Source organism: Sulfitobacter sp. 1A15299 (assembly GCF_043556915.1).
Taxonomy (GTDB): domain Bacteria; phylum Pseudomonadota; class Alphaproteobacteria; order Rhodobacterales; family Rhodobacteraceae; genus Sulfitobacter.
Genome location: NZ_JBIFFJ010000006.1, coordinates 56,661 through 80,753 on the forward strand (window position 1 = coordinate 56,661; position 24,093 = coordinate 80,753).

At 64.5% G+C, this 24,093-nt stretch carries 26 protein-coding genes; 14 read left to right on the forward strand and 12 right to left on the reverse strand.

Translation table 11 applies throughout. The features are described 5' to 3' along the window. Positions 1 to 41 precede the first annotated feature (41 nt). Complete coding sequence (locus ACGYK7_RS09500; protein ID WP_394401456.1) at positions 42 to 365, reverse strand: hypothetical protein; 324 nt, start codon at positions 363 to 365, stop codon at positions 42 to 44. A gap of 13 nt (positions 366 to 378) precedes the next feature. Next, positions 379 to 921: an OmpA family protein gene (locus tag ACGYK7_RS09505; protein ID WP_394401643.1), complete on the reverse strand. Its 543-nt coding sequence runs from the start codon at positions 919 to 921 to the stop codon at positions 379 to 381. A gap of 460 nt (positions 922 to 1,381) precedes the next feature. Between ACGYK7_RS09505 and ACGYK7_RS09510 the strand changes: the two genes are divergently transcribed. After that, positions 1,382 to 1,723 (forward strand): hypothetical protein, encoded by a 342-nt coding sequence (locus ACGYK7_RS09510; protein ID WP_394401458.1) that lies wholly within the window; start codon positions 1,382 to 1,384, stop codon positions 1,721 to 1,723. A gap of 55 nt (positions 1,724 to 1,778) precedes the next feature. Here ACGYK7_RS09510 and miaB read toward each other — a convergent pair whose 3' ends face one another. Continuing rightward, positions 1,779 to 3,083 (reverse strand): tRNA (N6-isopentenyl adenosine(37)-C2)-methylthiotransferase MiaB, encoded by a 1,305-nt coding sequence (gene miaB / locus ACGYK7_RS09515; protein WP_394401460.1) that lies wholly within the window; start codon positions 3,081 to 3,083, stop codon positions 1,779 to 1,781. 122 nt (positions 3,084 to 3,205) lie between these two features. On the opposite strand from miaB, the gene ACGYK7_RS09520 reads away from it, so the two are divergent. The 4 genes from ACGYK7_RS09520 to ACGYK7_RS09535 all read left to right on the forward strand — a co-directional run bounded on the left by ACGYK7_RS09520 (position 3,206) and on the right by ACGYK7_RS09535 (position 6,446). After that, the gene (locus tag ACGYK7_RS09520) at positions 3,206 to 4,075 is read left to right on the forward strand and encodes a hypothetical protein (RefSeq protein ID WP_394401463.1); all 870 of its coding nucleotides are present in this window, start codon (positions 3,206 to 3,208) and stop codon (positions 4,073 to 4,075) included. A gap of 269 nt (positions 4,076 to 4,344) precedes the next feature. Then, a complete protein-coding gene (locus tag ACGYK7_RS09525; protein ID WP_394401465.1) occupies positions 4,345 to 5,037 on the forward strand; it encodes a phosphatidylserine decarboxylase in 693 nt (230 codons plus the stop codon). 10 nt (positions 5,038 to 5,047) lie between these two features. After that, a complete protein-coding gene (pssA, locus tag ACGYK7_RS09530) occupies positions 5,048 to 5,827 on the forward strand; it encodes a CDP-diacylglycerol--serine O-phosphatidyltransferase (RefSeq protein WP_394401468.1) in 780 nt (259 codons plus the stop codon). A 1-nt stretch (position 5,828) separates the two neighbouring features. Next, positions 5,829 to 6,446 carry a class I SAM-dependent methyltransferase gene (locus ACGYK7_RS09535; protein ID WP_394401471.1) on the forward strand — a complete coding sequence of 206 codons (618 nt, stop codon included), beginning with the start codon at positions 5,829 to 5,831 and terminating at the stop codon, positions 6,444 to 6,446. A 31-nt stretch (positions 6,447 to 6,477) separates the two neighbouring features. Here the strand turns inward: ACGYK7_RS09535 and irrA are convergent, their stop codons facing one another. Continuing rightward, a complete protein-coding gene (gene irrA / locus ACGYK7_RS09540; protein WP_394401473.1) occupies positions 6,478 to 6,897 on the reverse strand; it encodes an iron response transcriptional regulator IrrA in 420 nt (139 codons plus the stop codon). 163 nt (positions 6,898 to 7,060) lie between these two features. Here irrA and fabA point away from each other — a divergent pair, with 163 nt between their 5' ends. Next, positions 7,061 to 7,570 carry a bifunctional 3-hydroxydecanoyl-ACP dehydratase/trans-2-decenoyl-ACP isomerase gene (fabA, locus tag ACGYK7_RS09545; protein ID WP_394401475.1) on the forward strand — a complete coding sequence of 170 codons (510 nt, stop codon included), beginning with the start codon at positions 7,061 to 7,063 and terminating at the stop codon, positions 7,568 to 7,570. Between the two features lie 59 nt (positions 7,571 to 7,629). On the opposite strand, the gene ACGYK7_RS09550 is transcribed toward fabA, so the two are convergent. Together ACGYK7_RS09550 and ACGYK7_RS09555 are read right to left on the reverse strand one after the other, a co-directional pair. Continuing rightward, positions 7,630 to 8,232 carry an SDR family oxidoreductase gene (locus ACGYK7_RS09550; protein ID WP_394401477.1) on the reverse strand — a complete coding sequence of 201 codons (603 nt, stop codon included), beginning with the start codon at positions 8,230 to 8,232 and terminating at the stop codon, positions 7,630 to 7,632. Positions 8,233 to 8,298: 66 nt separating this feature from the next. Then, positions 8,299 to 9,678 (reverse strand): NAD-dependent succinate-semialdehyde dehydrogenase, encoded by a 1,380-nt coding sequence (locus tag ACGYK7_RS09555; RefSeq protein WP_394401480.1) that lies wholly within the window; start codon positions 9,676 to 9,678, stop codon positions 8,299 to 8,301. 163 nt (positions 9,679 to 9,841) lie between these two features. On the opposite strand from ACGYK7_RS09555, the gene fabB reads away from it, so the two are divergent. Both fabB and ACGYK7_RS09565 read left to right on the forward strand, forming a co-directional pair. Beyond that, positions 9,842 to 11,071 (forward strand): beta-ketoacyl-ACP synthase I, encoded by a 1,230-nt coding sequence (gene fabB / locus ACGYK7_RS09560; RefSeq protein WP_394401481.1) that lies wholly within the window; start codon positions 9,842 to 9,844, stop codon positions 11,069 to 11,071. 9 nt (positions 11,072 to 11,080) lie between these two features. Further along, a complete protein-coding gene (locus tag ACGYK7_RS09565) occupies positions 11,081 to 11,872 on the forward strand; it encodes an enoyl-ACP reductase (RefSeq protein WP_394401484.1) in 792 nt (263 codons plus the stop codon). Between the two features lie 242 nt (positions 11,873 to 12,114). Here ACGYK7_RS09565 and ACGYK7_RS09570 read toward each other — a convergent pair whose 3' ends face one another. Continuing rightward, positions 12,115 to 13,230, reverse strand: a complete 1,116-nt coding sequence (locus tag ACGYK7_RS09570; protein WP_394401486.1) for a class I SAM-dependent RNA methyltransferase — start codon at positions 13,228 to 13,230, stop codon at positions 12,115 to 12,117. 99 nt (positions 13,231 to 13,329) lie between these two features. Continuing rightward, positions 13,330 to 13,767, reverse strand: a complete 438-nt coding sequence (locus ACGYK7_RS09575) for a peptidylprolyl isomerase (protein WP_394401488.1) — start codon at positions 13,765 to 13,767, stop codon at positions 13,330 to 13,332. A gap of 193 nt (positions 13,768 to 13,960) precedes the next feature. On the opposite strand from ACGYK7_RS09575, the gene ACGYK7_RS09580 reads away from it, so the two are divergent. The 6 genes from ACGYK7_RS09580 (at position 13,961) to ACGYK7_RS09605 (ending at position 19,887) form a co-directional block, all read left to right on the forward strand. Continuing rightward, positions 13,961 to 14,647, forward strand: coding sequence for a haloacid dehalogenase type II (locus ACGYK7_RS09580; protein ID WP_394401491.1), 687 nt, complete (start codon positions 13,961 to 13,963; stop codon positions 14,645 to 14,647). Further along, complete coding sequence (locus tag ACGYK7_RS09585; RefSeq protein ID WP_394401493.1) at positions 14,647 to 15,468, forward strand: alpha/beta fold hydrolase; 822 nt, start codon at positions 14,647 to 14,649, stop codon at positions 15,466 to 15,468. The genes ACGYK7_RS09580 and ACGYK7_RS09585 overlap by 1 nt, the downstream gene beginning before the upstream one ends. Continuing rightward, entirely contained in the window at positions 15,465 to 16,436 is a 972-nt protein-coding gene (locus ACGYK7_RS09590) for a threonine/serine dehydratase (RefSeq protein ID WP_394401496.1), read from the forward strand. The genes ACGYK7_RS09585 and ACGYK7_RS09590 overlap by 4 nt, the downstream gene beginning before the upstream one ends. 145 nt (positions 16,437 to 16,581) lie before the next feature. Beyond that, positions 16,582 to 17,385 (forward strand): 3-oxoadipate enol-lactonase, encoded by an 804-nt coding sequence (gene pcaD, locus ACGYK7_RS09595; protein ID WP_394401498.1) that lies wholly within the window; start codon positions 16,582 to 16,584, stop codon positions 17,383 to 17,385. A 12-nt stretch (positions 17,386 to 17,397) separates the two neighbouring features. Beyond that, the gene (locus ACGYK7_RS09600; RefSeq protein WP_394401500.1) at positions 17,398 to 18,726 is read left to right on the forward strand and encodes a TCR/Tet family MFS transporter; all 1,329 of its coding nucleotides are present in this window, start codon (positions 17,398 to 17,400) and stop codon (positions 18,724 to 18,726) included. A 72-nt stretch (positions 18,727 to 18,798) separates the two neighbouring features. After that, complete coding sequence (locus ACGYK7_RS09605) at positions 18,799 to 19,887, forward strand: alcohol dehydrogenase catalytic domain-containing protein (protein WP_394401503.1); 1,089 nt, start codon at positions 18,799 to 18,801, stop codon at positions 19,885 to 19,887. 17 nt (positions 19,888 to 19,904) lie between these two features. On the opposite strand, the gene ACGYK7_RS09610 is transcribed toward ACGYK7_RS09605, so the two are convergent. The 4 genes from ACGYK7_RS09610 to ACGYK7_RS09625 all read right to left on the reverse strand — a co-directional run bounded on the left by ACGYK7_RS09610 (position 19,905) and on the right by ACGYK7_RS09625 (position 24,026). Next, complete coding sequence (locus tag ACGYK7_RS09610) at positions 19,905 to 21,182, reverse strand: glycerate kinase (RefSeq protein ID WP_394401506.1); 1,278 nt, start codon at positions 21,180 to 21,182, stop codon at positions 19,905 to 19,907. A 47-nt stretch (positions 21,183 to 21,229) separates the two neighbouring features. After that, positions 21,230 to 22,219: an ROK family protein gene (locus ACGYK7_RS09615; protein WP_394401508.1), complete on the reverse strand. Its 990-nt coding sequence runs from the start codon at positions 22,217 to 22,219 to the stop codon at positions 21,230 to 21,232. A gap of 120 nt (positions 22,220 to 22,339) precedes the next feature. Beyond that, complete coding sequence (locus ACGYK7_RS09620) at positions 22,340 to 22,558, reverse strand: hypothetical protein (protein WP_394401510.1); 219 nt, start codon at positions 22,556 to 22,558, stop codon at positions 22,340 to 22,342. A 109-nt stretch (positions 22,559 to 22,667) separates the two neighbouring features. Then, entirely contained in the window at positions 22,668 to 24,026 is a 1,359-nt protein-coding gene (locus tag ACGYK7_RS09625) for a formimidoylglutamate deiminase (RefSeq protein WP_394401513.1), read from the reverse strand. Positions 24,027 to 24,093: the final 67 nt, after the last annotated feature.

The following is a 24,093-nucleotide window of genomic DNA, read 5'->3' on the forward strand; positions in this document are numbered from 1 at the left end:
AACGCGCTCCGGCCCGGGGTCTGTGATATGGCCCGCCAAGGTCAGTTCGGGTCTTTGATGTTGGAGCCGCCTTTGAAGTGGCCCGCGGTATGTGTCGGCGGTGCTACGCCCGAGCAGACCGGCTTGCCGAATTTATCAAGCCGCGCCGAAAGATAGCCCTCGACCCCGTCGTCGATGATCCAGTGGTCGCACCCGTTGGGATCGACCCAGATGCCCGCCTGAAGCTGGCTCAAATGCTTTTTGTCGATGCCCCGGTCAAAGGTCTTGTCCGAAGGGTAGCCCCGGCCCAAACCGCCTTCGTAATCGGTACAGGCCGAAAGGCCGACGGCACAGGCTGTGACCATGAGAAGTTTCGTCTTAATCACTTTTACGGTCCCTTCAGCGAATGCAGATAATTTCGACACGGCGGTTCTTAGCCATGTTCGCAGCGGAATTGTTCGGCACGGCGGGCATCCGTTCGCCATAGCCCCGCACGTCGGCGATTCTAGCGCCGACTTGGTTGGCGATGCGCGCCACGGCATTGGCCCGGTTGTAGGACAGGCGCATGTTATAGGCGTCCGACGCGCGGCTGTCGGTATGGCCGGTGATGATGTAGGACACCGCCCCGGTCGACTGGAAGAAATGCGCCAGACGCGCCCGGCCCTGCGGCGAGATGCTGTATTTGTCGGTGGCAAAGAACTGATCCGCCTCCATCACGCCGCAGACATCGCCGCGGCGGCAGACCGGAATGCCCTGACGGGTGGTATGCGGGGTCATATAGCCCTCGGCCCCGTCATCCATGACCCAATGTTCACAGCCATCCGGGTCTACCCAGATGGTCGGCGTGTAAACGCCTTTGTCACGGCCCTGTTGCGAGGGTGTCTGCGCATCGGCCGAGGTGCTGGCCACGGTCAGCGCCGCTGCCATCGTCAGGCTGGCCATGGCGCGCAGTGCTTTGGAAATAGTGGGTCCCACAGCGTTTGTCCTATTCTAATTTCTGGTTCTTATCTTTGGCAAATGCGACCCCTCCCCGGACCCGCGCCTTTTGAGTATAGGGTCAGGTTAGGTAAAAACGGTCTCGCTGTGAAGCTGTGAAATCAACATTTTGTGGCCGAACCTTGACGCATTACAACGAATCCGCCGCGCGATATTGGCAAATCGGCTTTAAAGGACGGCCCCGCTACCTTGCCCCGATGCGCCGAAAACGCACCATTAAATACGGTCCGACGACAATCACACACGAGACAGCGGGATTGTTCGCAGGCAGCGCCCCCTGCCATTGAATTTTCTTGAAAACCGCACCTTTAGTCCTAAACCTCATTCCATCGGATCGCGAGGGTGGGACTTCGCGCGGCTTTGCCGATCTTGACTGCTGCAATGAAAACTGGGGGACCAACTTATGATGAAAACGCTACTCGCCACCGCCGTCACCGGCCTGCTTGCCCTGCCCGCCTTCGCGGGAGGTGTGAAATATGCCTATCACAACCAAGGGGTGGCCCATCCCACAGGCAATGTGATCCACGTCAGCTGCTACCGCGGCCCGTGGAACGACGTGATCTGGGACCGGCCAAACTCGGTCTTCGTGCATAGCCTCGTGGCCGTGGGCTATGACTTTTCCACCGCCCATGCCGTGGCCGAACGGGTCTGCCGGGATCACACACTCGTCGGCAACCCCGAGGGGCTGAAAGCGACGATGAAGCGGATTTTTGCGGATGCCGCATCGCACCGCAAACACAACTACTGAAAAACTACGGGTGCGCGGCGACGCGCACCCGTTGCAAGCCCCTTAGGACTGCGGATCAGACCAGAACGGCGGCCAGTGAATTGGTCTTGGCCTTGGTCACACGCACGCGCTGGATGTCACCAATCTGCGCCGTGCTGTCTTCGATATGTACCGCGTGCAGGTATTCCGACTTGCCCAGCATCTGACCGGGCAAACGGCCCTTCTTCTCGACCAGAACCGATACTTCGCGGCCCACCATCGACTGCTGGATTTCCTGCTGGTGCTGGGTAATCAGCCCTTGCAGGCGCTGCAAACGGCCATCGGCCACAGCCGGATCGACCAACGGGCGTTCGGCGGCGGGGGTGCCGGGGCGGGTGGAGTATTTGAACGAATAGGCATAGCCGTAGCGCACCTGACGGACGAGCTCCATCGTGGCCTCGAAATCCGCCTCGGTTTCTTCCGGGAAGCCGACGATGAAATCACCTGACAGCACGATGTCGGGCCGCGCTTCGCGGATGCGCTCCAGCAGCTTGAGGTAGCTTTCGGCGGTGTGGCTGCGGTTCATTCGTTTCAGGATATGGTCGCTGCCCGATTGCACCGGCAGGTGCAGATAGGGCATCAGTTCGGGGACTTCACCATGGGCCGCAATAAGGTCGTCGCCCATGTCATTGGGGTGGCTGGTGGTGTAGCGGATACGCTCCAGCCCGTCGATCTTGGCCAGCGCGCGGATCAACCCGGCCAGCGTCATGCCGCCGTGATAGGCGTTGACGTTCTGACCCAGTAGCGTGACCTCGCGCACGCCGCGCTCGACCAGATCGCGCGCCTCTTCCAGCACCTTCTCGGCAGGGCGGGAGACTTCAGCACCGCGGGTGTAGGGCACCACGCAGAAGGCGCAGAACTTGTCGCAGCCCTCTTGTACGGTCAGGAAGGCGGCGGGGGCGCGTTTCGCCTTGGGGCGGCCCTTGAGGTGGTCGAATTTGTCTTCTGCCGGGAAGTCGGTGTCGAGCGCGCTTTGCCCGCCCTGCACCTTCGCCTCCATCTCGGGCAGACGGTGGTAGCTTTGCGGGCCAACCACCAGATCGACGGCGGGCTGGCGGCGCATGATCTCTTCGCCCTCGGCCTGGGCCACGCAGCCCGCCACGCCAATCTTCAGATCAGGCCGCGCGTCTTTCAGCGGTTTCAAGCGGCCCAATTCGGAATAGACCTTCTCCGCCGCCTTCTCGCGAATATGGCAGGTGTTGAGCAGGATCATATCCGCGTCGTCGGCGCGGTCGGTGGTGACATAGCCTTGCCCGCCCAAGCTCTCGGCCATGCGTTCGCTGTCATAGACGTTCATCTGGCAACCATAGGTCTTGATGAACAGCTTTTTCGGTTGGGTCATGGCGGGCATCCAAGGGTTTTGACGGATTTCGGGCAGATGGCGTCGTCTAACAGCGGTGGCCGCGTCTTGCAATGCACCCGGAATTGGCCGACTTTACCAGCGGCAAATTCCAGCGGGGGCCTATGCGGTATCGCGATCTCGACCAGCTTATCAAAGAGGCCCGCACGGAGCTGAACACAGGCCCCATCGCCATGATCTTGGTCGAGGATGCGGTTGAGGTCGACACCACCCTGCGCCACCACCAGCAGGCGGGGTTCGACAGCGTCGTGGCGCTGATGCCGCCCGGTTTCGACCTGCCCCGCGACCTAGAGGAAAGCGTGCTGCGGGTGGACTATGACGCCACCGCCGAAGCCGCGCTGGAGCGGGCCGTGAACCACATGATCGCGGCGGTGCCGGGGCAGTGGCTTTACTACTGCTACAACGCGGAATACCTGTTTCACCCTTTCAGCGAGACGCGCAACGTCAAGGAGTTGCTGGCCTTTCACAGCGAAGAACGGCGCGATGCGATGCTGGCCTATGTGGTGGACCTCTATGCGCTGGACCTCAAGCGACACCCCAATGCCGTCTCACTGGATCAGGCGCATTTGGACCGCTCGGGCTATTACGCGCTGGCGCGCAAGGATACGGCCCGAGACGGGCATCCCAAGGAACGGCAGCTTGATTTCTTTGGCGGGCTACGCTGGCGGTTCGAGGAACATGTGCCGCCACAAAGCCGCAAGATCGACCGTATTCCGCTGTTTCGCGCCAAACCGGGGCTGCAGCTGCGCGGCGACCACAGGTTCAACGACGAAGAATACAACACCTACGCCTGCGAATGGCATCACAACGTCACGGCGGCGATCTGCTCGTTTCGCACGGCCAAGGCGCTGAAACGCAATCCCGGCAGCCGCTATGACATTCCCACATTCCAATGGCATAACTCCGAGCCGTTCGAGTGGCATTCCCGGCAGTTGATGGATCTGGGTTTGATGGAGCCGGGGCAGTGGTTCTGACAGGCTCCCCTTTCAACCGACCCGCCCGTGGGAACCACGGGCATCGCCCTCCCTCCCCCCGGAGGGCGATGCCCTCTGCGCATGGCGGCCGGCCTTTTCGACGCATGGACAAGACGCCGCCGGCATCGGTGGCCCTCTCAAACTTTCCTCCGAAGTGCGCTGCCCTTACCGCTTTACGTCCAACCGCCCAAATCCGGCGCGCGCCCAAAACCTCCTTGCACTCGCCCGCCATGCTCCTATGACGGAAGACAGCCACAACGGAGGGTCCGATGGCCGTCAACATGCTCGACACATTCATCAAACCGATGCACCGCGAGGGCATCAAATTCGTGGCGATCTTCGCCGCCGTCACGCTGGTGCTCTTTGCCATCGAAGAAGTCCTTGGCTGGATCGGCGTGGGCCTGACGATCTGGTGCTACTACTTCTTTCGCGACCCCGAGCGTGTCACCCCCGACCGGCCCGACCTGATCGTCAGCCCCGCCGATGGCATCGTCTCACTCATCGAGCCTGCGGTGCCCCCCGCCGAACTGGGCATGCCGGATGTGCCGCTGACCCGCGTCAGCGTTTTCATGAGCGTCTTCAACTGCCACATCAACCGCGCCCCCGTGGCAGGCAAGGTGCAGGCCGTGGCCTACCGTCCGGGCAAGTTCTTCAACGCCTCGCTCGACAAGGCCAGCGCCGACAACGAGCGTAACAGCCTGTGCATCCGCATGGACGACGGGCGCGACATCGCGGTGGTGCAGATCGCGGGCCTCGTGGCGCGGCGCATCGTCTGCTTCGTGAAATCCGGCGACGGGCTTGAGACCGGCGAACGCTTCGGCTTGATCCGCTTCGGCTCCCGGCTAGATGTTTACCTGCCCGAAGGCGTCGACCCGATGGTGCGCATCGGGCAGACCATGGTCGCCGGGGAAACCGTGCTGGCCGAGTTGAAACAGCCGGTTGCAGAGACCGCCCCGCTTTAGGAAAGACCCCATGCGCCCCCCTTCTGAAAAGACCGGCGCGGACCTTGCGCTGATCCAGCTTCTGCCCAATGCGCTGACGATCACCGCGATTTGCGCAGGGCTATCGGCGATCCGCTTTGGGGTGCAGGGCAACTACGTGCTGGCGGTGCAACTGATCCTTCTGGCCTGCGTGCTGGATGGCTTGGACGGGCGGCTTGCGCGGCTTTTGCGGTCTTCCAGCCCGATGGGCGCGGAACTCGACTCGCTGGCCGATTTCCTGAACTTCGGCGTGGCCCCGCCGCTGATCCTCTATTTTTGGGCGCTGCAGGACATGCGCTCGGCGGCCTGGATTTCCGTGCTGATCTATGCGGTTTGCTGCGTGGTGCGACTGGCGCGGTTCAACGTCAACGACAAGGCCGAAGCGGCCAAGGCCAAGAATGGCGATGCGGTGGGGGAATCCGGTTCCTTCTTCACCGGCATCCCGTCGCCCGCGGGCGCGCTGCTGGTGCTCTTGCCGATGACGCTGTCCTTTGCCTTTCACAACCGGCCCATCCTGCCGGATTGGATGATCTGCCTGCATATGGTGCTGATCGGTTTTCTGATGATCAGCCGCATCCCCACATGGTCTTTCAAAACCACCAAAGTCTCCCGACGCCATGTGAAATACCTGCTGGTGGGCGTGGCAATTTTCGCCGCCGCCCTCGCCACCTACGCTTGGACCACGCTTGTCGTGCTTTGCTTGGCCTATATCGGCATGGTGATCTGGGGGCTTCTGAGAGCACGGAAAACGGGTTTAACCAAAAGGAATTGAAATGGACATCAAGGCGGTCGAGACATCCTATGCCCGTTGGGCACCGATCTACGACAAGACCTTCGGCGCCCTGACCAGTGGCGGTCGCCGCCATGTCGTGGCCCATATCAACAAGGGCAGCGGCTCTGTCCTTGAAGTGGGGGTCGGCACTGGCCTGTCCCTGCCCCACTATGCGCCGCACCTCTCGGTCACCGGCATTGATTTCAGTGACGAGATGCTTGCCAAGGCCCGCCAGCGCGTCTCCCGCGAAGGGCTGCAACATGTCGCGGGCTTGCGCCAGATGGACGCGCGCGACCTCGACTTCCCCGATGCCAGTTTCGACACGATCGCCGCGATGCATGTGCTCTCCGTGGTGCCCGAGCCTGAGCGCGTGATGGAAGAGATCGCCCGCGTGCTGAAACCCGGCGGTCAGGTGGTTATCGCCAACCATTTCATGCGCACCACGGGCGTGCTCGGCTTTCTGGAAAAAGTCTCGGCCCCCTTTGCGAATACGCTGGGCTGGCATTCGGATTTCGAGATGGAGACCGTTCTGCAACAAGACGCGTTGGAGGTCGAAGACGAACGCGCCCTGCCGCCCATGGGGATGATGACCTTCTTGGTGCTGCGCAAAGGCGGCTGATCACGCAGGCGGCGGGGTGTGCCCCGCCGGTTCAGGTCTTCCGGCGCAGCCGGATCACCACATCGACCGAGGCAATCTCGGCCCCTTCGGGCGCATCGGGAAGCTGTGCGATGACCAATTGCTCCGAGGGTGCATCGGTCAGCTTGCTGTCGTCTTCCCAAAAGAAATGCGGGTGGTCATGGGTGTTGGTGTCGAAATAGCTTTTCGAGCCATCCACAGTCACCTCCTGCAACAGCCCGGCATCGCAGAACGCGCGCAGCGTGTTGTAGACCGTGGCCAGCGACACGGCCTCGCCCTGCCCCTTCGCGGCCTCGAACAGGCTTTCGGCGGTGACGTGGCGGTCTTGCCCATCGCCCACCAGAAGGCTTGCCAGCGTGACACGTTGGCGCGTGGGGCGCAGCCCGGCCTGAGCCAACCAGCGCGTTCCGACCTCTTGTTCCTCTACGGACATCAGTTCCCTGCCTTTCAGGGTCATATAAAGGAGGAAATCCCCGGTTTTCAATTGAAAACCTTGCATCAATCGTCGCAGCGCCCCTGCCGCGCCCTTGCGGCACGCGGCGGCGGGGTGCTAAACGGGGCCGGACATTATAACAGAGCAGCAGGAGAGCCGCAGCATGGCCGACTACCCCACGAGTTTCGACAAGGAAGATCTGCTGAAATGCGCCCGCGGTGAGCTTTTTGGCCCCGGCAACGCACAGCTTCCCGCCCCGCCGATGCTCATGATGGACCGGATCACCGATGTCTCGGCCGATGGCGGCGCCCATGGCAAGGGCCATATCACCGCCGAATTCGATATCACCCCGGACCTGTGGTTCTTTGACTGCCACTTCCCCGGCAATCCGATCATGCCCGGCTGCCTTGGCCTCGACGGTCTGTGGCAGCTCACGGGCTTCAACCTCGGCTGGCGCGGCTGGCAGGGGCGCGGTTATGCGCTCGGCGTGGGCGAGGTGAAGCTCACCGGCATGGTGCGCCCGGACCGCAAGATGCTGACCTACAAGATCGACTTCACCAAGGCGATCCAGACCCGCCGCCTGACCATGGGCGTGGCTGACGGTATCGTCGAAGCCGATGGCGAAGTGATCTATCAGGTAAAAGACATGAAAGTCGCCCTCAGCGAAAGCTGAAGCGCTGCGACTTTATGGATATGAAAAGGGGGCCAGGCGGCCCCCTTTTGCATTGCCGCTCAAAGCGTCTGCATGTCTTGCACCTTACCGTCATGCCGCCCGGTCACAGCGGCCTCGGCCAATACGGCGGCCACGTCAGCACGATGCGCCTCACCCTTCTGATCGACACCCTCGCCCAGTTTGACCGCATTGGTCTTGGGGTCATCGGTCAGCGCCACGGGCCGCAGGATCGAATGGGTCAGGCCAGAGCCTTGCAGATGTTCATCCGCCGCCTGTTTCGCCTTCAGGTAATGGGTCATCTCATGATCCTCAGGCGGGTTGTCGGCGCCCACCGAACTCAGCATCACGAAGCGGTCGACCTTAGCCTCGCGGGCCAGATCGACCAGATGCTGCGCGCCTTCGCGGTCGACCTTTTCGGTCATCTCCGGCCCGGTGCTGCTGCCCGACCCGGCGGCGAAGACAACGGCGTCGACACCGTCACAGACACCCGCTTGCAGGTTGGTTAGATCACCCTTCCGCTCTTCGGTGCCCTCGGGCAGGACAGAGGTGTCGGAGCCGTCGCGCACCAATGCGATGGGCTCGGCCCCGCGATCTTTTAATTCACTGACAAGCAAACGCCCGGTTTTGCCGGTCGCACCGGCGACAAGTACTTTCATGGTCATATGGAACCTCTCGCAATTTAGTTTGATACGGGCGAGCGGCGTTTCGCGCCGCCCGCCCTTTGCCGGTTACGACGGCAGGAAAATCGACTTGGCGTTGACGAATTCTTTCATGCCAAAGCCACCATGCTCACGCCCGTAGCCGGAGTCCTTCACCCCGCCGAAGGGCATGTTCGGATCGGCAGCGCCAAAGTTGTTGATCCGCACCATGCCGGTGTCGAATTCATCGCGCGCAAGGCGCAGGGCGTGTTCTTCATCCGTGCAGAAGATGCCGCCGCCCAGACCGTAGCGGCTGTCATTGGCAATGCGCATCGCGTCTTCGTCATCCTTGGCGCGGATGACCGAGGCGACGGGGCCGAAGATCTCATCGTCATAGGCTGGCATGCCCGGCTTGACCTCGGCCAATACGGTCGCAGGATAATAGGCGCCCGTGCGGTCGGGCACTTCGCCACCGCAAAGCACCTTGGCCCCCTTCTCGACGCTCTCTTTCACCTGATCGCGGACGGTTTCGGACTGCTCTTGGCTCGACAAAGGTCCAAGCTTGGTGTCTTCGTCCATCGGATCCCCCATCGGGATCGCCTTCATCGCATCGACGTACGCGCTTACAAAGGCGTCGTAATTCTTCTCGGTCACGATGAAACGCTTGGCCGACACGCAGGTCTGGCCATTGTTGTAAAGCCGCCCCATGGTCGAGAATTTCACCGCTGTCTCGATATCGGCATCGTCCAACACGAGATAGGCGTCGTTCGACCCCAGTTCGAGCACGGATTTCTTCAAATGTTTCGCGGCCTCGGCCCCGATATGGCTGCCCGCGCTGTCAGAGCCGGTCATGGTCACGCCGCGCACCAGCTTGTGCCCGATCAGCTTGTCAGAGGTATCGTGGTCGATGACAATGACGTTGAACAGGTCTTTGGGCAGGCCCGCTTCTTCGCAAAGCTCTTTCAAACGCAGGCCGCTGCCGGTACAGATCTCCGCATGTTTCAGGACGCAGCCGTTGCCGGTCATCAGGTTCGCGGCCAGCACGCGCACGGGCTGGTAGAGGGGGAAGTTCCACGGCTGAATCTGATAGATTACGCCGATGGGCTGATAGGTCACCACACCGCGTTTCTTGCCGCCCGCGTGTTTGCGCTCTTCGTCCTTCAGCATGTCGGGGCCGTTCTCGGCGGTATACTCAAAGATCTGCGCGCAGAGTTCGACCTCGGTCAGCCCGTCTTTGTAGAGCTTGCCCACCTCGCGGGTCATCAACTCCGACAGGCTTTCCTTATTCTCGCGCAGCTTCTCGGCGATCTTTTTCAGATAGGGCGCGCGTTCGGCATGGGTCAGCTTGCGCCACTCTTTAAAGGCCTCATGCGTGGCCTCGACCGCTTGGGTCGCTTCGGCTTCGGACATCACGTCATAGGTGTCGAGCACCTCTTCGGTGGCGGGATTTACCGTATTGATCTTGGGCATTCTGATCTCCTTCATGTCTCGGGGGGGCAACACCGCCTGCACCTGCCCCGTTCCATCACAGAACCTTGACCGCGATCTTCGCGCGTGGTGGGTCGGCAAAGCGCTTGCGCCGTATGGGCGTGCTGGCATACACCGGGTCTGCCAAAACAAAGGAGTGCTGCGCATGCGCCGCGTCGTCGTCACAGGGTTGGGGATTGTCTCATCCATCGGAAACAACGCCGAAGAAGTGCTCGAAGCACTGAAAAACGGCACCTCCGGGATCGAAGCCAGCCCGGAGATGGCCGAACACGGGTTCCGCAGCCGCGTTGCCGGGACGCTGAAGATCAATCTGGCCGATCACATCGACAAGCGCACCCTGCGTTTCATGGGGCCGGGCGCGGGCTATGCCTATGTCGCCATGCAGCAGGCGATCAAGGATGCGGGTCTGGACGAGGCGCAGATCAGCAACCCGCGCACCGGTCTGGTGGCAGGCTCCGGTGGGCCATCGACCTCGGCCATGTTCGCCGCGCACAACATCGTGAAAGACACCGGCGCGACCAAGCGGATCGGGCCCTTCGCGGTGCCGAAATGCATGTCCTCGACCGTGAGCGCGAACCTGTCGACCGCTTTCAAAATCAAGGGCATCAACTATTCCATCACTTCCGCCTGCTCCACCTCGCTGCATTGCATCGGCAACGCGGCCGAGCAGATCATGCTGGGCAAGCAGGACGTGATGTTCGCCGGTGGTGGCGAGGAGCTGGACTGGACGCTGTCGTGCCTCTTCGACGCGATGGGCGCGATGTCCTCGAAATACAACGACGCGCCCGAGACGGCGAGCCGCGCTTTTGATGCCGACCGCGACGGTTTCGTGATCTCCGGTGGCGGCGGCATGCTGGTGCTGGAAGACCTCGACCACGCGCTGGCGCGCGGTGCGAAAATCTACGCCGAGGTGACCGGCTATGCCGCCACCAGCGACGGGCATGACATGGTCGCCCCTTCGGGCGAAGGCGGCGAGCGCGCGATGCGTCTGGCGCTGGAGACCCTGCCCGAGGGCCGCAAGGTGGGCTATATCAACGCCCATGGCACCTCGACGCCCGTGGGCGACGTGGGCGAGATCGAGGCCGTGCGCCGCGTCTTCGGTGAGGGCAACACCCCGCCCGTCAGCTCCACCAAGTCGATGACCGGCCACGCACAAGGCGCTGCCGGCGCGCTTGAGGCGATCTTCTCGCTCTTGATGCTCGACAACGATTTCATCGCCAAGTCGATCAACGTGCAAAACCTCGACCCGGCGCTGGATGCGTCCGAGATCGCGCTGGAGCGGGTCGACAACGCGGGCCTCGACTCGGTGATGACGAACTCCTTCGGGTTCGGCGGCACCAACGGGTCGATGATCCTGTCGAAGTACCAAGGCTGAGGGCTGGGCATGTCTGGATTGCTTGCAGGAAAACGCGGCCTCGTCATGGGTGTGGCCAATGAACGCTCCATCGCCTGGGGCATCGCCAAGGCAATGGCCGAGGCCGGGGCTGAACTGGCCTTCACCTATCAGGGTGAGGCTTTTGGCAAGCGGCTGGAGCCGCTGGCGCAGAGCGTGGGCTCGGACTTCATGGTCGACGTTGACGTAACCGACGACGCCTCGCTCGACCGCGCTTTCGAGGAGTTGGGCGCGCGTTGGCCGACGATCGACTTCGTCGTGCATGCCATTGCCTTTTCGGACAAATCCGAACTGACGGGGCGTTTTTTGAACACCAGCCGGGCGAACTTCAAGAACTCGATGGATATCTCGGCCTATTCCTTCATCGACGTGGCGCGCCGCGCGCATCCGCTGATGAAAGACAACGGCGGCACGCTGATGACGCTGACCTACATGGGCTCGAACCGGGTGACGCCGAATTACAATGTGATGGGCGTGGCCAAGGCGGCGCTGGAAAGTGCGACGCGCTATCTGGCGAATGATCTGGGGCCGGAAGGCATCCGAGTGAACGCGATTTCGCCGGGTCCGATGAAGACGCTTGCCGGGGCGGCGATTGGCGGCGCGCGCAAGACCTACAAGCATACCGATCAGAATGCGCCGTTGCGGTCGAACGCGACCTTGGAAGCTGTGGGGGGCACGGCGGTCTATCTGGCCTCCGACGCGGGCGCTTGCACGACGGGGGAGATCATCCGCGTCGATGGCGGCTTCCACGTGCTGGGGATGCCGCAGGCGGAGAACCTGTAAAGCGGTTTCGACTGTCCCGGCCCGGAATCAAGCCGCAGGCGCCGGGCCGGGGTGGCAATATTGACCTGAGGGCCATCGCCTGGCCGCGGGTCGGCGATCCAACGGTTGAACCATGCCACTTTATGGTTCAGCCGTGACGTGAATTCGCGAAGTTTCGTCCAGCCTCGCCAAATCGCCTACCCAGGGGGCGGGCAGGCGATGGCCCGGCGCCTGCGGCTTGATTCCGGGCCGGGTGGCAACTTCTACCGCAGCACATCCGTCTGCCAGAGCCAAACCTTCATCCCGCCATGCGCGATCGCCGGCCCCTGCCCCTTCCACGGCAGCCCCGTCGCCTTCGCCAGCGCGGGCTCTGACGTCACCAATCCCACGCGCCAGCCGCGGAAGCGCGCTTTCAGCGTCTCCCCCAGCGTCCCGTAGAGCGGATAAAGCAGCTTCTTGTTGCCGATCCGCCCGCCATAGGGCGGGTTCACGATCACCAGTCCGGGCGGACCCTCGGGCGGCTGCACCTCCCCGGCCCCGTGGCAGGCAAAATGACACCATTCCCCCACCCCGGCCCGGTCGGCATTGGCCGTGCTCATCCGTACCGCGCCTGCGTCCCGGTCCGAGCCGTGGAACCGCGCGGCAGGCTCGGCCACCTCCCCCTCCGCGCGCATCGCGCCCCACGCCCTGGCATCGAAACTCGCCACATCCTCAAAGGCGAAGCGCCGCGAGCGTCCGGGCTTCAGCCCCGCCGCGATCTCCGCCGCCTCGATCAGGAACGTGCCCGAGCCGCACATCGGATCAACCACCGGCTCACCGGGCACATAGCCGCAAGACCGCAGCATCAGCGCCGCCATGTTCTCGCGCATCGGCGCCTTGCCCACGGCCTCCTTGTGACCGCGCTTGTGCAGCGCCTCGCCGGAGGTATCGAGGCTGAAGGTCACCTGATTGTCGTGAATACGCACTTTCAGCACCAGCGCCGCCTCGGCGTCCACCGTGATCCCGTGGCTCTCGCGCAGCGCCGTCTCGACCCGCTGCGCCGCCGCTCCGGCGTGGTAAATCTTCGACGCCTTGGTCGTCACCTGCACCTTCACCGGCACATCCGACCGCAACACGTCACCGAAGGGGAACTTCCGACAGCGTTTGTCCAACTGCGCCAGATGGAAGGCCATGAAACCGCCGATCCGCACCAGCACACGCGCGGCACCGCGCAGCTCAAGATTGGCGCGCCAGACCTCGGGCCAGCCGCCCTGCACGCGCACGCCACCGGGCTGGGCCTGCGCTGCTGCAAAACCTTTTTCCTGCGCTTCGGCGCAGAGCAAATCCTCAAGCCCGGGCGGGCAGACAAGGAAAATCTCGAATGTATCTGGGGTATCCATGGCCCCTGCATAAGCGCCAATGCGCGGGCGTGCGAGGGGAAAAGACGCTGGATACGTCTTTGGAGCGTGCCGGGGGGGAAAGCCCCCCGGCCACCGACATCAGGCCGCCGAAGCGATCTTGACCAGTTCGATGTCGAACTGCAGGTCTTTGCCCGCCAGCGGGTGGTTGGCGTCGAGCGTGACGGTGGTCTCGTCAACCTCGACCACGGTCACCGGCAGTGCTTGGCCCTCGGGGGTCTGCATTTGCAGCTGCGTACCGGGATCGAGCGGGATGTCCGCCGGGATGCCTTCGCGCGGCACGGCCTGACGCATCTCGGGGTTCACGGGGCCATAGGCCTCTTCACTGGGCACTTGAACGACCTTCTTGTCGCCCTCGGTCATGCCGGGCAGCGCGCTGTCGAGACCGGGGATGATCTGGCCCGAACCCACGACGAACTCAAGCGGGTCGCGGCCCTCGGAGCTGTCGAATGTGGTGCCGTCTTTCAACGTGCCGGTATAGTGAATCTGTACTGTGTCGCCGGATTTGACCTCAGCCATCGGGTGTCTCCAATCTGTAGGGGAAAAGGGAAGGAGGCCGCGTATCTGCGCGGGTGCTCCAAATTCCGCGACAGCATGAAGATTGTGACCCCGAGAGTAAACCCCCCGTCCGGGTCGAACGCGGAATTCGCCCCTTTTCGCCGCCGCCCCTGCGTGCCACTCTGCCGCGACACGGAAAGGGAGAGCCTGTCAGATGCCCATCACCACCTGCGTTTTCGACGCCTATGGAACCCTCTTCGACGTGGCCGCCGCCGCCCGCGAGGCCGCAGCCGAACCCGCTTTCGCCGCGATTGCCGAGACATGGCCGGAACTGGCGGAACACTGGCGTCTCAAGCAGTTGCAGTATTCATGGCTTCGGGCAGTGACCGGGGCGCATGACGATTTCTGGCAGGTCACCCAAGAGGGGCTGGACTGGACGCTAGAGAAGATGAACCTCGCCGATGACCCTGCCCTGCGCAAGCGCCTGCTGGCGCTTTACTGGGAGCTTCGCGCCTATGACGAGGTGCCCGCCATGCTGCAAGCGCTCAAGGACGGGGGCCTGAACACCGCGATCCTGTCCAACGGCGCGCCCGCGATGTTGGACGGGGCGGTGCAATCGGCGGGAATCGGTGGTCTTTTGGATGTTTCGCTCTCGGTGGAAAGCGTCGGCGTCTTTAAACCGCATACGTCGGTCTACGACCTTGTCGGGGCACACTTCGGCTGCGCCAAGGACGAGGTGCTGTTCGTGTCCTCCAACGGCTGGGACGCGGCGGCGGCGACGGGCTATGGGTTCACCACTGCATGGGTAAACCGGGGCGGCGATCCGGTGGACCGGTTGCCGTGGAAACCCGCGCATCAGCTGCGCGAACTCAGCGGCATTCCCGCGTTGGCGGGTCTGTAATGCCCCGTTTCACCACCTCCGACGGGCTGTCGCTACATTACACGGATGAGGGCCGCGGCCTGCCGATCCTTTGCCTTGCCGGGCTCACCCGCACCGGCGCGGATTTCGACTACCTCGCCCCGCATTTGGCCGATCACCGGTTGATCCGCATGGACTACCGGGGCCGGGGCCGCTCGGATTTCGACGCGAATTGGCGGAACTACACGCTCTCGGTGGAATGCCGCGACGTGCTGGAATTGCTTGCGCACCTGGGCTTGGAACAGGTCGCCCTCATCGGCACCTCGCGCGGCGGGCTTAACGCCATGGCGCTGGCGATGACTGCCCATGATCACCTTTTGGGCGTGGCGCTGAATGACGTCGGCCCCGAGCTTGATCCCAAAGGCGTGGAATTCATCATGGGCTATCTTGGCCGCAACCCCGCCGCCAAAACGTATGAGGAGGCCGCCGCCGCCATGGCCCGCGCCTTCCCCGAGTTTCACGGCGTGCCCGAGAGCCGCTGGCTTGAGGAGGTCAAACGCCACTACAGGGCGACCGACGAGGGGCTGAAGATCACCTATGATCCGCATCTGCGCGATGCCGTGGCCGCCGCAGGCCAACAGACTGTCGACCTTTGGCCGTTCTTCGATGCGCTGCAAGGGCTGCCGCTGGTCACGATCCGGGGGGCCAATTCCACCCTGTTCAGCCGCGAGACGCTGATGCAGATGCAGGCCCGCCGCCCCGATATGATCGTGGCCGACGTGCCGGACCGCGGCCATGTCCCCTTTCTCGACGAACCCCAAGCGCTTGCCGCGCTGCACGAATGGATAGGACAAATCAAATGAACATCGACATGATCCGCGCCGCCGCCGACCGCGCCAAGGGGCATGTGCGGCGCACGCCGCTCTTGAACTCCCCCTTTCTGGACGAGATCGCGGGCCGCCGGGTCTGGGTCAAACCCGAGTGTTTGCAGCATACCGGCAGCTTCAAGTTCCGCGGCGCGTGGTCGGCCCTCTCGGCCCTGCCGAGCGCGCAGCGCGCCAAGGGCGTCATCGCCTATTCCAGTGGCAACCACGCCCAAGGCGTGGCACTGGCCGCGAAAATGCACGGCGCGCCCGCCGTGATCGTCATGCCCGAAGACAGCCCGCGGCTGAAGATCGCCAACACCCGCGCCTATGGCGCCGAGGTGGTGCTCTATGACCGCGCGAATGAGAGCCGCGAGGAGATCGGCGCCGCCTTGGCCGAGGAACGCGGGCTCACGCTGATCAAGCCCTATGACGAGCCGCAGGTGATCGCGGGCCAAGGCACCACAGGGCTGGAAATCGCCCAGCAGGCCGCCGAGGCCGGGATCACGGCGGCCCAGGTGATCGTCTGTTGCGGCGGCGGGGGCCTGACCTCTGGCATCGCATTGGCGTTGGAGGCCGAAGCGCCGAAATTCCGCGTGCGCCCGGCGGAACCCGAGGGGTTCGACGATGCCGCCCGCTCGTTGCTTTCCGACCAGATCGAGCGAAATGCGAAGGCGCTCGGCTCGATCTGCGACGCCATCGTGACGCCTGCGCCGGGGGAGCTGACCTTCCCGATCATGCAGCGGCTGGTGGGGCCGGGGCTGGTGGTGAGCGACGAGGAGGCGTTGCAGGCGATGGGGCACGCGTTCAACCGGTTAAAACTCGTGGCCGAACCGGGCGGTGCCGTGGCGCTCGCGGCGGCACTGTTCCGGGGCGGAGAGATTGAAGGGGACGATGTGATCGTTACGATCTCCGGGGGCAACGTGGACGCGGATATGTTCACCCGCGCTTTACAGACACTGGGATAAAAACAAGGGCAGCGCCGCCCCAGGGGGGCGGGTCGGCGCTGCCCGGCGTTGCCGCCGGGCGGGGCATTTCTGAAGCCCAGACGCTTTGACCTCCGCCACCCGCACGGTATGCTGCCCCCTCAACGCCGCTTACAGGAGACCTCCCATGCAGATTTTCGACACCGGCGAGGTGCAGCTGCACTACCGCGTCGACGGCCCTGAAGACGGCGCGCCCGTGGTCTTCGCCAATTCGCTCGGCACCGACATGCGCCTGTGGGATCCGATCATGCCGCTGCTCACGCCCGGTCTGCGCATCATCCGTTTCGACAAACGCGGCCACGGCCTGTCGTCTTGCCCACCCGCGCCCTATTCGATGGGGTCGCTCATCACCGACACCGAGCGGCTGCTCGACCACCTTCAGGTGCGCGACTGCGTCTTCGTGGGCCTGTCGATCGGCGGGATGATCGCGCAGGGGCTAGCGGTCAAACGGCTCGACATGATCCGCGCGCTGGTGCTGAGCAATACGGCCACCAAGATCGGCAACCGCGACATCTGGGATGCCCGGATCGCCGACGTCGAGAAAGGCGGCATCGAAAGCCTTGCCGATGCTGTGATGGAGCGCTGGTTTTCCGCCCAATTCCGCGCCACGCCGGAACTGGCGCTCTGGCGCAACATGCTGACGCGGCAGCCCGACGCAGGCTATGCAGGCTGTTCGGCGGCGATTTCGCACAGTGACTTCATGACGCCGACCTCCGGCCTGCGCCTGCCCGCGCTTGGCATCGCAGGGTCGGAAGACGGCTCTACCCCGCCCGATCTGGTGCGCGAGTTGATGGACCTGATCCCGGCCTCGAAATTCAAACTGATCCGCCGCGCCGGCCACCTGCCCTGTGTCGAGCAGCCGCAGGAATACGCTGATACGCTAAACGATTTTTTTGCCAGTGTCGGGCATATCCCGAAGGCACAGGGCTGAGCGTGGCGGCAGGTGTCTCTGGCGGCAAGCGGGCCATGCGCCCGCAACGCCTGCCGCATTCGCGCCCTATCGCGACGTTCACCCTTGCCTTCACCGCCTGCGCGGACCAGATCTGATCGAATGCCGCTGCCACTGATCTTTATCCTTGTGACGGTGATGATCGATGCCATGGGCGTCGGTTTGATCCTGCCCGTCATGCCCGACCTGATCCGCGAAGTTCGCGGCGGCGGGCTAAGCGATGCGGCCCTTTGGGGTGGCGTGTTGGCCACGGGCTTTGCCGCGATGCAATTTCTCTTCGGCCCGGTGCTCGGGGGGCTCTCCGACCGTTTTGGCCGCCGCCCGGTCTTGCTGCTGGCGCTGATCGTGATGACAGTGGACTACGGCGTCATGGCGCTCGCGGGCAGCATCTGGCTGCTGCTGATCGGGCGGCTCGTGGGCGGCATCACGGCAGCGACCCATGCCACCGCCTCGGCCTATATGGCCGATATCTCCCCGGCGCAGGACCGCGCGGCGCGTTTCGGGCTGATCGGCGCGGCCTTTGGCGCGGGCTTTGTTCTGGGGCCGCTGATGGGCGGCGTCCTGGGCGAATATGGCACTCGCGCCCCCTTTTGGGCGGCGGCGCTGCTGGCGGCGGGCAATGCGGCGCTCGGCTGGGCCGTGCTGCGCGAAACCCTGCCCCCGACGCAGCGCCGCGCCTTCGACTGGCGGCGGGCCAATCCGCTGGGCGCGCTGCGCGCCCTAGGCCGCCTGCCCGAGGTTGGCAGGCTTCTCGCAGTCTATTTCATCTACCATGTGGGCTTTGCCGCCTATCCGGCGGTCTGGGCCTATTTCGGGGTCGAGCGGTTTGGCTGGTCGCCGACGATGATCGGCCTGTCGCTCGGCCTCTTCGGCGTGCAGATGGCGCTTGTCCAAGGCGCCTTGATCGGCCCCGTGATCCGCCGCTTGGGCGCGCGCACCACGGTGATTTTGGGCCATGTCTTTGCCCTTGCCGCCTTTGCCGCGCTGACCGTGCTGACCTCGGGCACTTGGGCGCTGATCATGACCCCGCTTGCCGCGCTGGCCGGGGTGATCCCGCCCGCGCTTCAAGGCATCATGTCGGCCCGCGTCAACGCCGATGCCCAAGGCGAGCTGCACGGCGCGCTCAGTTCCTCCACCGCGCTGGCGATGATCCTCTCGCCGCTGACGATGACGGCGGTTTTCGCCTATTTCACCGCGCCGGAGGCTGCGGTCTACCTGCCCGGCGCGCCCTTCCTGTTGGCGCTTTTGCTGACCCTCGGTGGCTTAGTGCTCTTTGCCAGCCGCCCTACCCCCACGTCACAAGCTGGGCCTTCGCCGCAGTAGGCCCATTCCCCGCCTTGCGCCACCGGCCCATCCGCGTCAGGCTGGCGAGGATTGAAAGAAAGGGACAGGCCATTGCAAACCATCAAAGCCGCCGTCTGCCATGCCTTTGACAGCCCGCTGAGCGTCGAAGACATCCGCATCAAGGCACCGCAATCGGGCGAGGTCGAGGTGACCTTGGATGCCGTGGCAATCTGCCATTCAGACATCCTGTTTGCCGAAGGCGGCTGGGGCGGCACCCTGCCCGCCGTCTATGGGCACGAGGCCGCAGGCCGGGTCAGCGCCGTGGGGCCGAATGTGCAGGGTCTGGCCGAGGGCGACAGCGTGGTGGTCACCCTGATCCGCGCCTGCGGCAGCTGCCCCAACTGCGCCTCGGGTCAGCCGACGATCTGCGAAACCCCGCAAGCGCCCGAAGGGCCGCTGCAAACGGCGGAGGGCGCACCGCTCGTTCAGGCCATGAACACCGGCGGTTTCGCCGAGAAGGTCGTCGTCGACCGGTCGCAGGTCGTGAAGATCTCTCATGACATTTCCAAAGACGCCGCCTGCCTGATCGCCTGCGGCGTGATCACTGGCGTCGGCGCCGTGGTCAACGCAGCGGGCCTGCGCGCGGGTCAAGACGTGGTGGTGATCGGCGCGGGCGGGGTCGGCCTCAACGCGATCCAAGGGGCGCGCATCGCGGGGGCGCGGCGGATCGTGGCGGTCGACATGACCGAAGACAAACTCGCCATCGCCTGCGAATTCGGCGCGACCGACACCGTGCTTGCCACCGAAGCGAAGCCGTGGCGCGCCGCCTTCAAGGCCATGGGGCGCGGGGCGGATGCCGTCATCGTCACCATGGGCGCGATCCCCGCCTATCAAACCGCGCCGCGCTACCTTGCCGCCGGGGGCCGGGTGATCATGGTCGGCATGCCCCACAGCGGGGCCGAGGCCAGCTATGAGCCGGTGGTGCTCGCGGCCCTAGGGCAAGGTATGGTCGGCTCCAAAATGGGCGATGTGGTGATCCAGCGCGATATCCCGTGGATGGTCGACCTCTATCTTCAGGGCCGTTTGCAACTCGACAGCCTGATCTCAGGCCGCTGGCGGCTGGATCAGATCAACGAGGCGATTGCCGACACCAAGACCGGCGCCGCGCGGCGCAATGTCATCGTCTTCGACCGGTCCTAAATCGGCCCCGAAGCAGGCTAACGCTGCGGCAGATCGCCGATCAGAAGGGCGCGAAAATCATTCACATTGGTCCCGGTGGGGCCGGTGTGAAACAGCGCATCAATCGCCTTGAACGCGCCATAGGCATCGTTGCGCTGCAAGGCGCCGCGCGGGTCCACCCCCGCCGCGCGCATCGCAGCCGCCGTGCCCGCCGCGACAAAAGCGCCCGCGTTATCCTCTGACCCGTCAATGCCGTCGGTATCCGCGGCCAAGGCCGTGATCCCCTCCTGACCTTCGAGCGCCAGCGCGAGGGACAGGGCAAACTCACTATTCCGCCCGCCGCGCCCCTTGTGGCGCAGGGTGACCGTCGTCTCTCCGCCCGAGAGCAGTACCAGCGGCGCGGGCTGGGGAAAACCGCTTTCCTGCGCTTGCCGCGCGAGGGCCGCATGAACCAGCGCCACCTCCCGCGCCTCGCCCTCGATCGCGTCCGACAGGATCCACGCGTTCACCCCCCGCGCCTGCGCGGCCTTGGCCGCGGCGGCAAGGGACAGACCGGCAGAGGCGATGACATGGGTCTGCGTCGTGCTCGACGCCTCCTGCTGAGGCTGCGCGGCGGCCTCTTCCAAAAACGCCATACAGCGCTCCGGCAGTTCCAACCCCCGCGCGGCCACCTCCTCCAGCACCGCCGCCGCAGCCCGCCGCCCCGGCACCGTGGGGCCGGAGGCCACGGCCCCCGGATCATCCCCCGGCACGTCCGAGACGACAAGGCTTACCACCCGCGCAGGATGGGCCAGTTCCGCCAAACGCCCGCCGTTGACCGTGCTGAACTGCTTCCGGATGTCATTCATGACCGAAATCGGCGCGCCCGAGGCCAAAAGCACCGCGTTCAACGCCTGCAAATCCTCCAGTGCCAGCCCCTCGGGCGGGGCGGGGAGGAGCGATGAGCCGCCGCCGCAGATCAGCGCGATCACCTGATCCTCCGGCCCCAGCCCGCGCAGCGCTTCCTGCAAGGCGCGCGCTGCCTCCACACCGGCCTGATCGGGCACCGGGTGCGCGGCCTCCAGCACCTTGATCCGCTGACATGGCGCGCCATAGCCGTAGCGGGTGACCACGACACCGTCATAGGGGTGCGGCCAGATCGCCTCGAACGCCTGCGCCAATTGCGCGGCCCCCTTGCCCGCACCGATCACCACCGTGCGCCCCTTGGGCGGCGGCGGCAGCCGGTCTTTCAGGATCAAATACGGATCGGCGGCGGCAACGGCGGTGTCGAACAATTCGGCCAAGAACTGGCGGTTCGGGTCATTGAGGTTGGGCATAGGGCACTCCGGCTGCTACGGCGATCATGGCGGCCCGTTGTCTGCTGTCAATCCGGCAGGGGGCGTTCATATTGCACAAACAGGCAGTTGCGCGCGCCCATGAGGCCAAAGTCGGGGTCGCTGCACAGGCCCAAGGGCATCGCTTCGCGCCATTTGCTGTGCCGCCCGCCCGCGTTAAAGGCGGCGCGGAAGCTGTCATCCAGCATCCACGGGTTCTGCTGCGCCACGCCCCCCGTGACGAAGACCCCGCCCCGCGCGCCCATGACCAAGCCCAGATCCCCCGCGACCCCGCCAAGATACTGCACCATCAATGCAACTGCGCGACAGGCGCTCGCGTCCTCCCCGGCCTTGGCCGCCGCAAAGATCGCCGCCGCCCCCTCCAAATGCGCCGTCTCGCCCCGGGCGGAGGCGATGGCGCGATACCAATAGGGCATGCCGGTGCCTGACAAGATCGCCTCGGCCTCGACCGCCAGCCCCTCGCCCATCTGCACCTCGGGCCAAAGCGCGATCAGCGCGTCGAAATAGGCCATTTCCTCGGCGCTATGGGGGGTGAGCCGCAGGTGCCCCCCCTCGCCCGGCACCGCCGTGGGCCGCGCACCCTGCCAGACCAAAGACCCAACGCCAAGGCCCGTCCCCGGGCCGATGATCACCCGCGCCCCCGGTCGCGGGTCGGGCCCGCCCTGAAGATAGGTCACATTGTCTGCATCCAGCGTGGCCAAGGACCAGGCCGCGGCCTCGAAATCATTGAGTAACAGCACCTTGGTGGGGTCCAAACCGCAGGCTCGCGCCAGATCATCGCGCGAAATGCTGCGCGCGGCATTGGTCATCCGTACCTGCCCGTCGACAACGACCCCGGCCACCGCCATGGCAACCCCGTCGGGCGGGCTTCCCATCTTGGCGCAAAACGTCGCGCAGGCGTCGGGCAAGGTGGTCAGCCCTTCGGTGGGATGGCTGCGGCGCTCTACCACCGCCCCCGCCGGATCCACCGCCGCGAGGCGCAGATTGGTGCCGCCGATGTCCCCTACCAGATACCACATGTGCCTGCCCCGCTGCCCTCGATACCGATGCAAGATGGCCCGCCCAGACGGCAGAGGTCAAACAACAAAACCCGAAAGCCGGGGCTTTCGGGTTTCGCATTTGGGTGCTGTCTGTTCGGATCAATCAGGCGCGACCGGCACCGATGCTTCATCGTCGCCCTCGATGACGTTTTCCTCGTCGACGATCACTTCCTCTTCGGTTCCGGGCGCGGTCGCGACTTCCTCGCCCGTCCAGAAGACGATGATCCCAACGCCAAAGATCACCACAAGCGCCATGCCGATCAGGGGCCACTTGTGACGGCTTTCCTGCTTTTTGAGGTTCGTGTCTGGTGGACTCATGATCCGCTCCCTTTCGATGTATCCGGGCTGTGCCGCGCGTTAAGTCGCGCGGGCCTTGTTACCGGGCCAACCCGGCAGGCCGCACCAAAGTTCCCGAAAAGGGAAGGTTTCACAAAAGCGCCATCACCTCTGCCATGGTGCGACGGTAATCCGCCACGATCCGGTCCCGCTGCCGGTGCCGCCCGCCCGTCACCGCATGGCGGCCCGCTGACCACAGATCGGTCACCACCCGGTCCTTGGCGGCAAAAGCCAGACCGTCGAGCAGTTGGTCGGGCCGCAGCGCGCAGAGTGCCGGGTCTTGGCTGTCGATCGCCACGAGATCGGCCCACTCGCCGACCGCGATCTCACCCCGGCCCCGGCCAACCGCCTGCGCCCCGCCACGCGCCGCGCCCGTGTAAAGCGCCGCCCCGACCGAGCCTTCGCCCGCCACCATCACATTGCGCGCCAAATCCCGCAGACGTTGGGAATACTCCAACATGCGCAACTCCTCGGTCAGCGAAATCAACACGTTGGAATCCGATCCGATGCCAAACCGCCCCCCGGCGCCAAGGTAGCCCGGCCCGTTGAACGGCCCATCGCCCAGATTGGCCTCCGTCACCGGACAAAGCCCTGCCACCGCGCCGCTGCGGGCCATGGTGGCGGTCTCATTTTCCGTCATATGGGTGGCGTGGATCAGGCACCAGTTCTCGGCCACCTCGGCATTGGCCAGCAACCACTCGACCGGGCCTGCGCCAAGCCATGCGGAGACATCCGCGACCTCTTTGGGCTGTTCGGCGATGTGGATATGGACCGGCACATCGGGATGGGCGGCCAGCACCTCGGCCAATTCCGCCGGCGCGGTGGCGCGCAGCGAATGGGGCGCGATGCCGACGCGGCAATCGGCGGGAAGCTCACGCACCGCCTGCTGCGCCCGCGCGACCAGCGCGCCGAAGCGCGCCACCCCATTGCCAAACCGCGCCTGGCCTGCCTGCAAGGGCTGCTGCCCCGCCCCGCCATAGGTATAAAGCACCGGCAGATGGGTCAGCCCGATCCCCGTCTGCGCCGCCGCCGCCGCGATCCGGGCCGATAGCTCCCCCAGATCGTCATAGGGCGTGCCACCGGGCTGGTGGTGGAGGTAATGAAACTCCCCCACGCTGGCGAAACCGGCCTCTTGCATCTCTAGGAAGACGAAGGCCGCGATGGCTTCGATATGCGCGGGCGTCAGATGGGCGGTGAAGCGATACATCAGGTCGCGCCATGTCCAGAAGCTGTCCTTCCCGACCATACGTGTCTCGGTCATCCCGGCCATGGCGCGTTGGAAGCTGTGGCTGTGCAGATTGGCCAGCGCGGGCAGCAGGGTGTCGACACGGGTGTCATCGGCCTGCGGTGCCTGCCCGGTCTTCACCTGCGTCACCCGCCCGTCGACCACCGTGATCCGAACGTCGCGCGCCCATCCCTGCGGCAGTTTTGCATGTGTAGCGAAAATCATTTGACGGCCCTTTGCTTCTTTATGTATAGACATATAACAAATAAAACCGATGTAGAAAAGCGAAACC

What these genes read in the sequence shown, in the direction of transcription:
- ACGYK7_RS09590 (WP_394401496.1), top strand. Translation starts at nt 15,465, where the DNA reads ATGAACATCGACATGATCCGCGCCGCCGCCGACCGCGCCAAGGGGCAT.
- ACGYK7_RS09550 (WP_394401477.1), bottom strand. Translation starts at nt 8,232, where the DNA reads ATGACCATGAAAGTACTTGTCGCCGGTGCGACCGGCAAAACCGGGCGT.
- pssA (WP_394401468.1), top strand. Translation starts at nt 5,048, where the DNA reads ATGCGCCCCCCTTCTGAAAAGACCGGCGCGGACCTTGCGCTGATCCAG.
- ACGYK7_RS09525 (WP_394401465.1), top strand. Translation starts at nt 4,345, where the DNA reads ATGGCCGTCAACATGCTCGACACATTCATCAAACCGATGCACCGCGAG.
- ACGYK7_RS09535 (WP_394401471.1), top strand. Translation starts at nt 5,829, where the DNA reads ATGGACATCAAGGCGGTCGAGACATCCTATGCCCGTTGGGCACCGATC.
- ACGYK7_RS09610 (WP_394401506.1), bottom strand. Translation starts at nt 21,182, where the DNA reads ATGCCCAACCTCAATGACCCGAACCGCCAGTTCTTGGCCGAATTGTTC.
- ACGYK7_RS09575 (WP_394401488.1), bottom strand. Translation starts at nt 13,767, where the DNA reads ATGGCTGAGGTCAAATCCGGCGACACAGTACAGATTCACTATACCGGC.
- ACGYK7_RS09520 (WP_394401463.1), top strand. Translation starts at nt 3,206, where the DNA reads ATGCGGTATCGCGATCTCGACCAGCTTATCAAAGAGGCCCGCACGGAG.
- ACGYK7_RS09570 (WP_394401486.1), bottom strand. Translation starts at nt 13,230, where the DNA reads ATGGATACCCCAGATACATTCGAGATTTTCCTTGTCTGCCCGCCCGGG.
- ACGYK7_RS09565 (WP_394401484.1), top strand. Translation starts at nt 11,081, where the DNA reads ATGTCTGGATTGCTTGCAGGAAAACGCGGCCTCGTCATGGGTGTGGCC.
- ACGYK7_RS09625 (WP_394401513.1), bottom strand. Translation starts at nt 24,026, where the DNA reads ATGATTTTCGCTACACATGCAAAACTGCCGCAGGGATGGGCGCGCGAC.
- ACGYK7_RS09505 (WP_394401643.1), bottom strand. Translation starts at nt 921, where the DNA reads ATGGCCAGCCTGACGATGGCAGCGGCGCTGACCGTGGCCAGCACCTCG.
- ACGYK7_RS09580 (WP_394401491.1), top strand. Translation starts at nt 13,961, where the DNA reads ATGCCCATCACCACCTGCGTTTTCGACGCCTATGGAACCCTCTTCGAC.
- ACGYK7_RS09555 (WP_394401480.1), bottom strand. Translation starts at nt 9,678, where the DNA reads ATGCCCAAGATCAATACGGTAAATCCCGCCACCGAAGAGGTGCTCGAC.
- ACGYK7_RS09585 (WP_394401493.1), top strand. Translation starts at nt 14,647, where the DNA reads ATGCCCCGTTTCACCACCTCCGACGGGCTGTCGCTACATTACACGGAT.
- fabA (WP_394401475.1), top strand. Translation starts at nt 7,061, where the DNA reads ATGGCCGACTACCCCACGAGTTTCGACAAGGAAGATCTGCTGAAATGC.
- miaB (WP_394401460.1), bottom strand. Translation starts at nt 3,083, where the DNA reads ATGACCCAACCGAAAAAGCTGTTCATCAAGACCTATGGTTGCCAGATG.
- irrA (WP_394401473.1), bottom strand. Translation starts at nt 6,897, where the DNA reads ATGTCCGTAGAGGAACAAGAGGTCGGAACGCGCTGGTTGGCTCAGGCC.
- ACGYK7_RS09615 (WP_394401508.1), bottom strand. Translation starts at nt 22,219, where the DNA reads ATGTGGTATCTGGTAGGGGACATCGGCGGCACCAATCTGCGCCTCGCG.
- ACGYK7_RS09620 (WP_394401510.1), bottom strand. Translation starts at nt 22,558, where the DNA reads ATGAGTCCACCAGACACGAACCTCAAAAAGCAGGAAAGCCGTCACAAG.
- ACGYK7_RS09510 (WP_394401458.1), top strand. Translation starts at nt 1,382, where the DNA reads ATGAAAACGCTACTCGCCACCGCCGTCACCGGCCTGCTTGCCCTGCCC.
- fabB (WP_394401481.1), top strand. Translation starts at nt 9,842, where the DNA reads ATGCGCCGCGTCGTCGTCACAGGGTTGGGGATTGTCTCATCCATCGGA.
- pcaD (WP_394401498.1), top strand. Translation starts at nt 16,582, where the DNA reads ATGCAGATTTTCGACACCGGCGAGGTGCAGCTGCACTACCGCGTCGAC.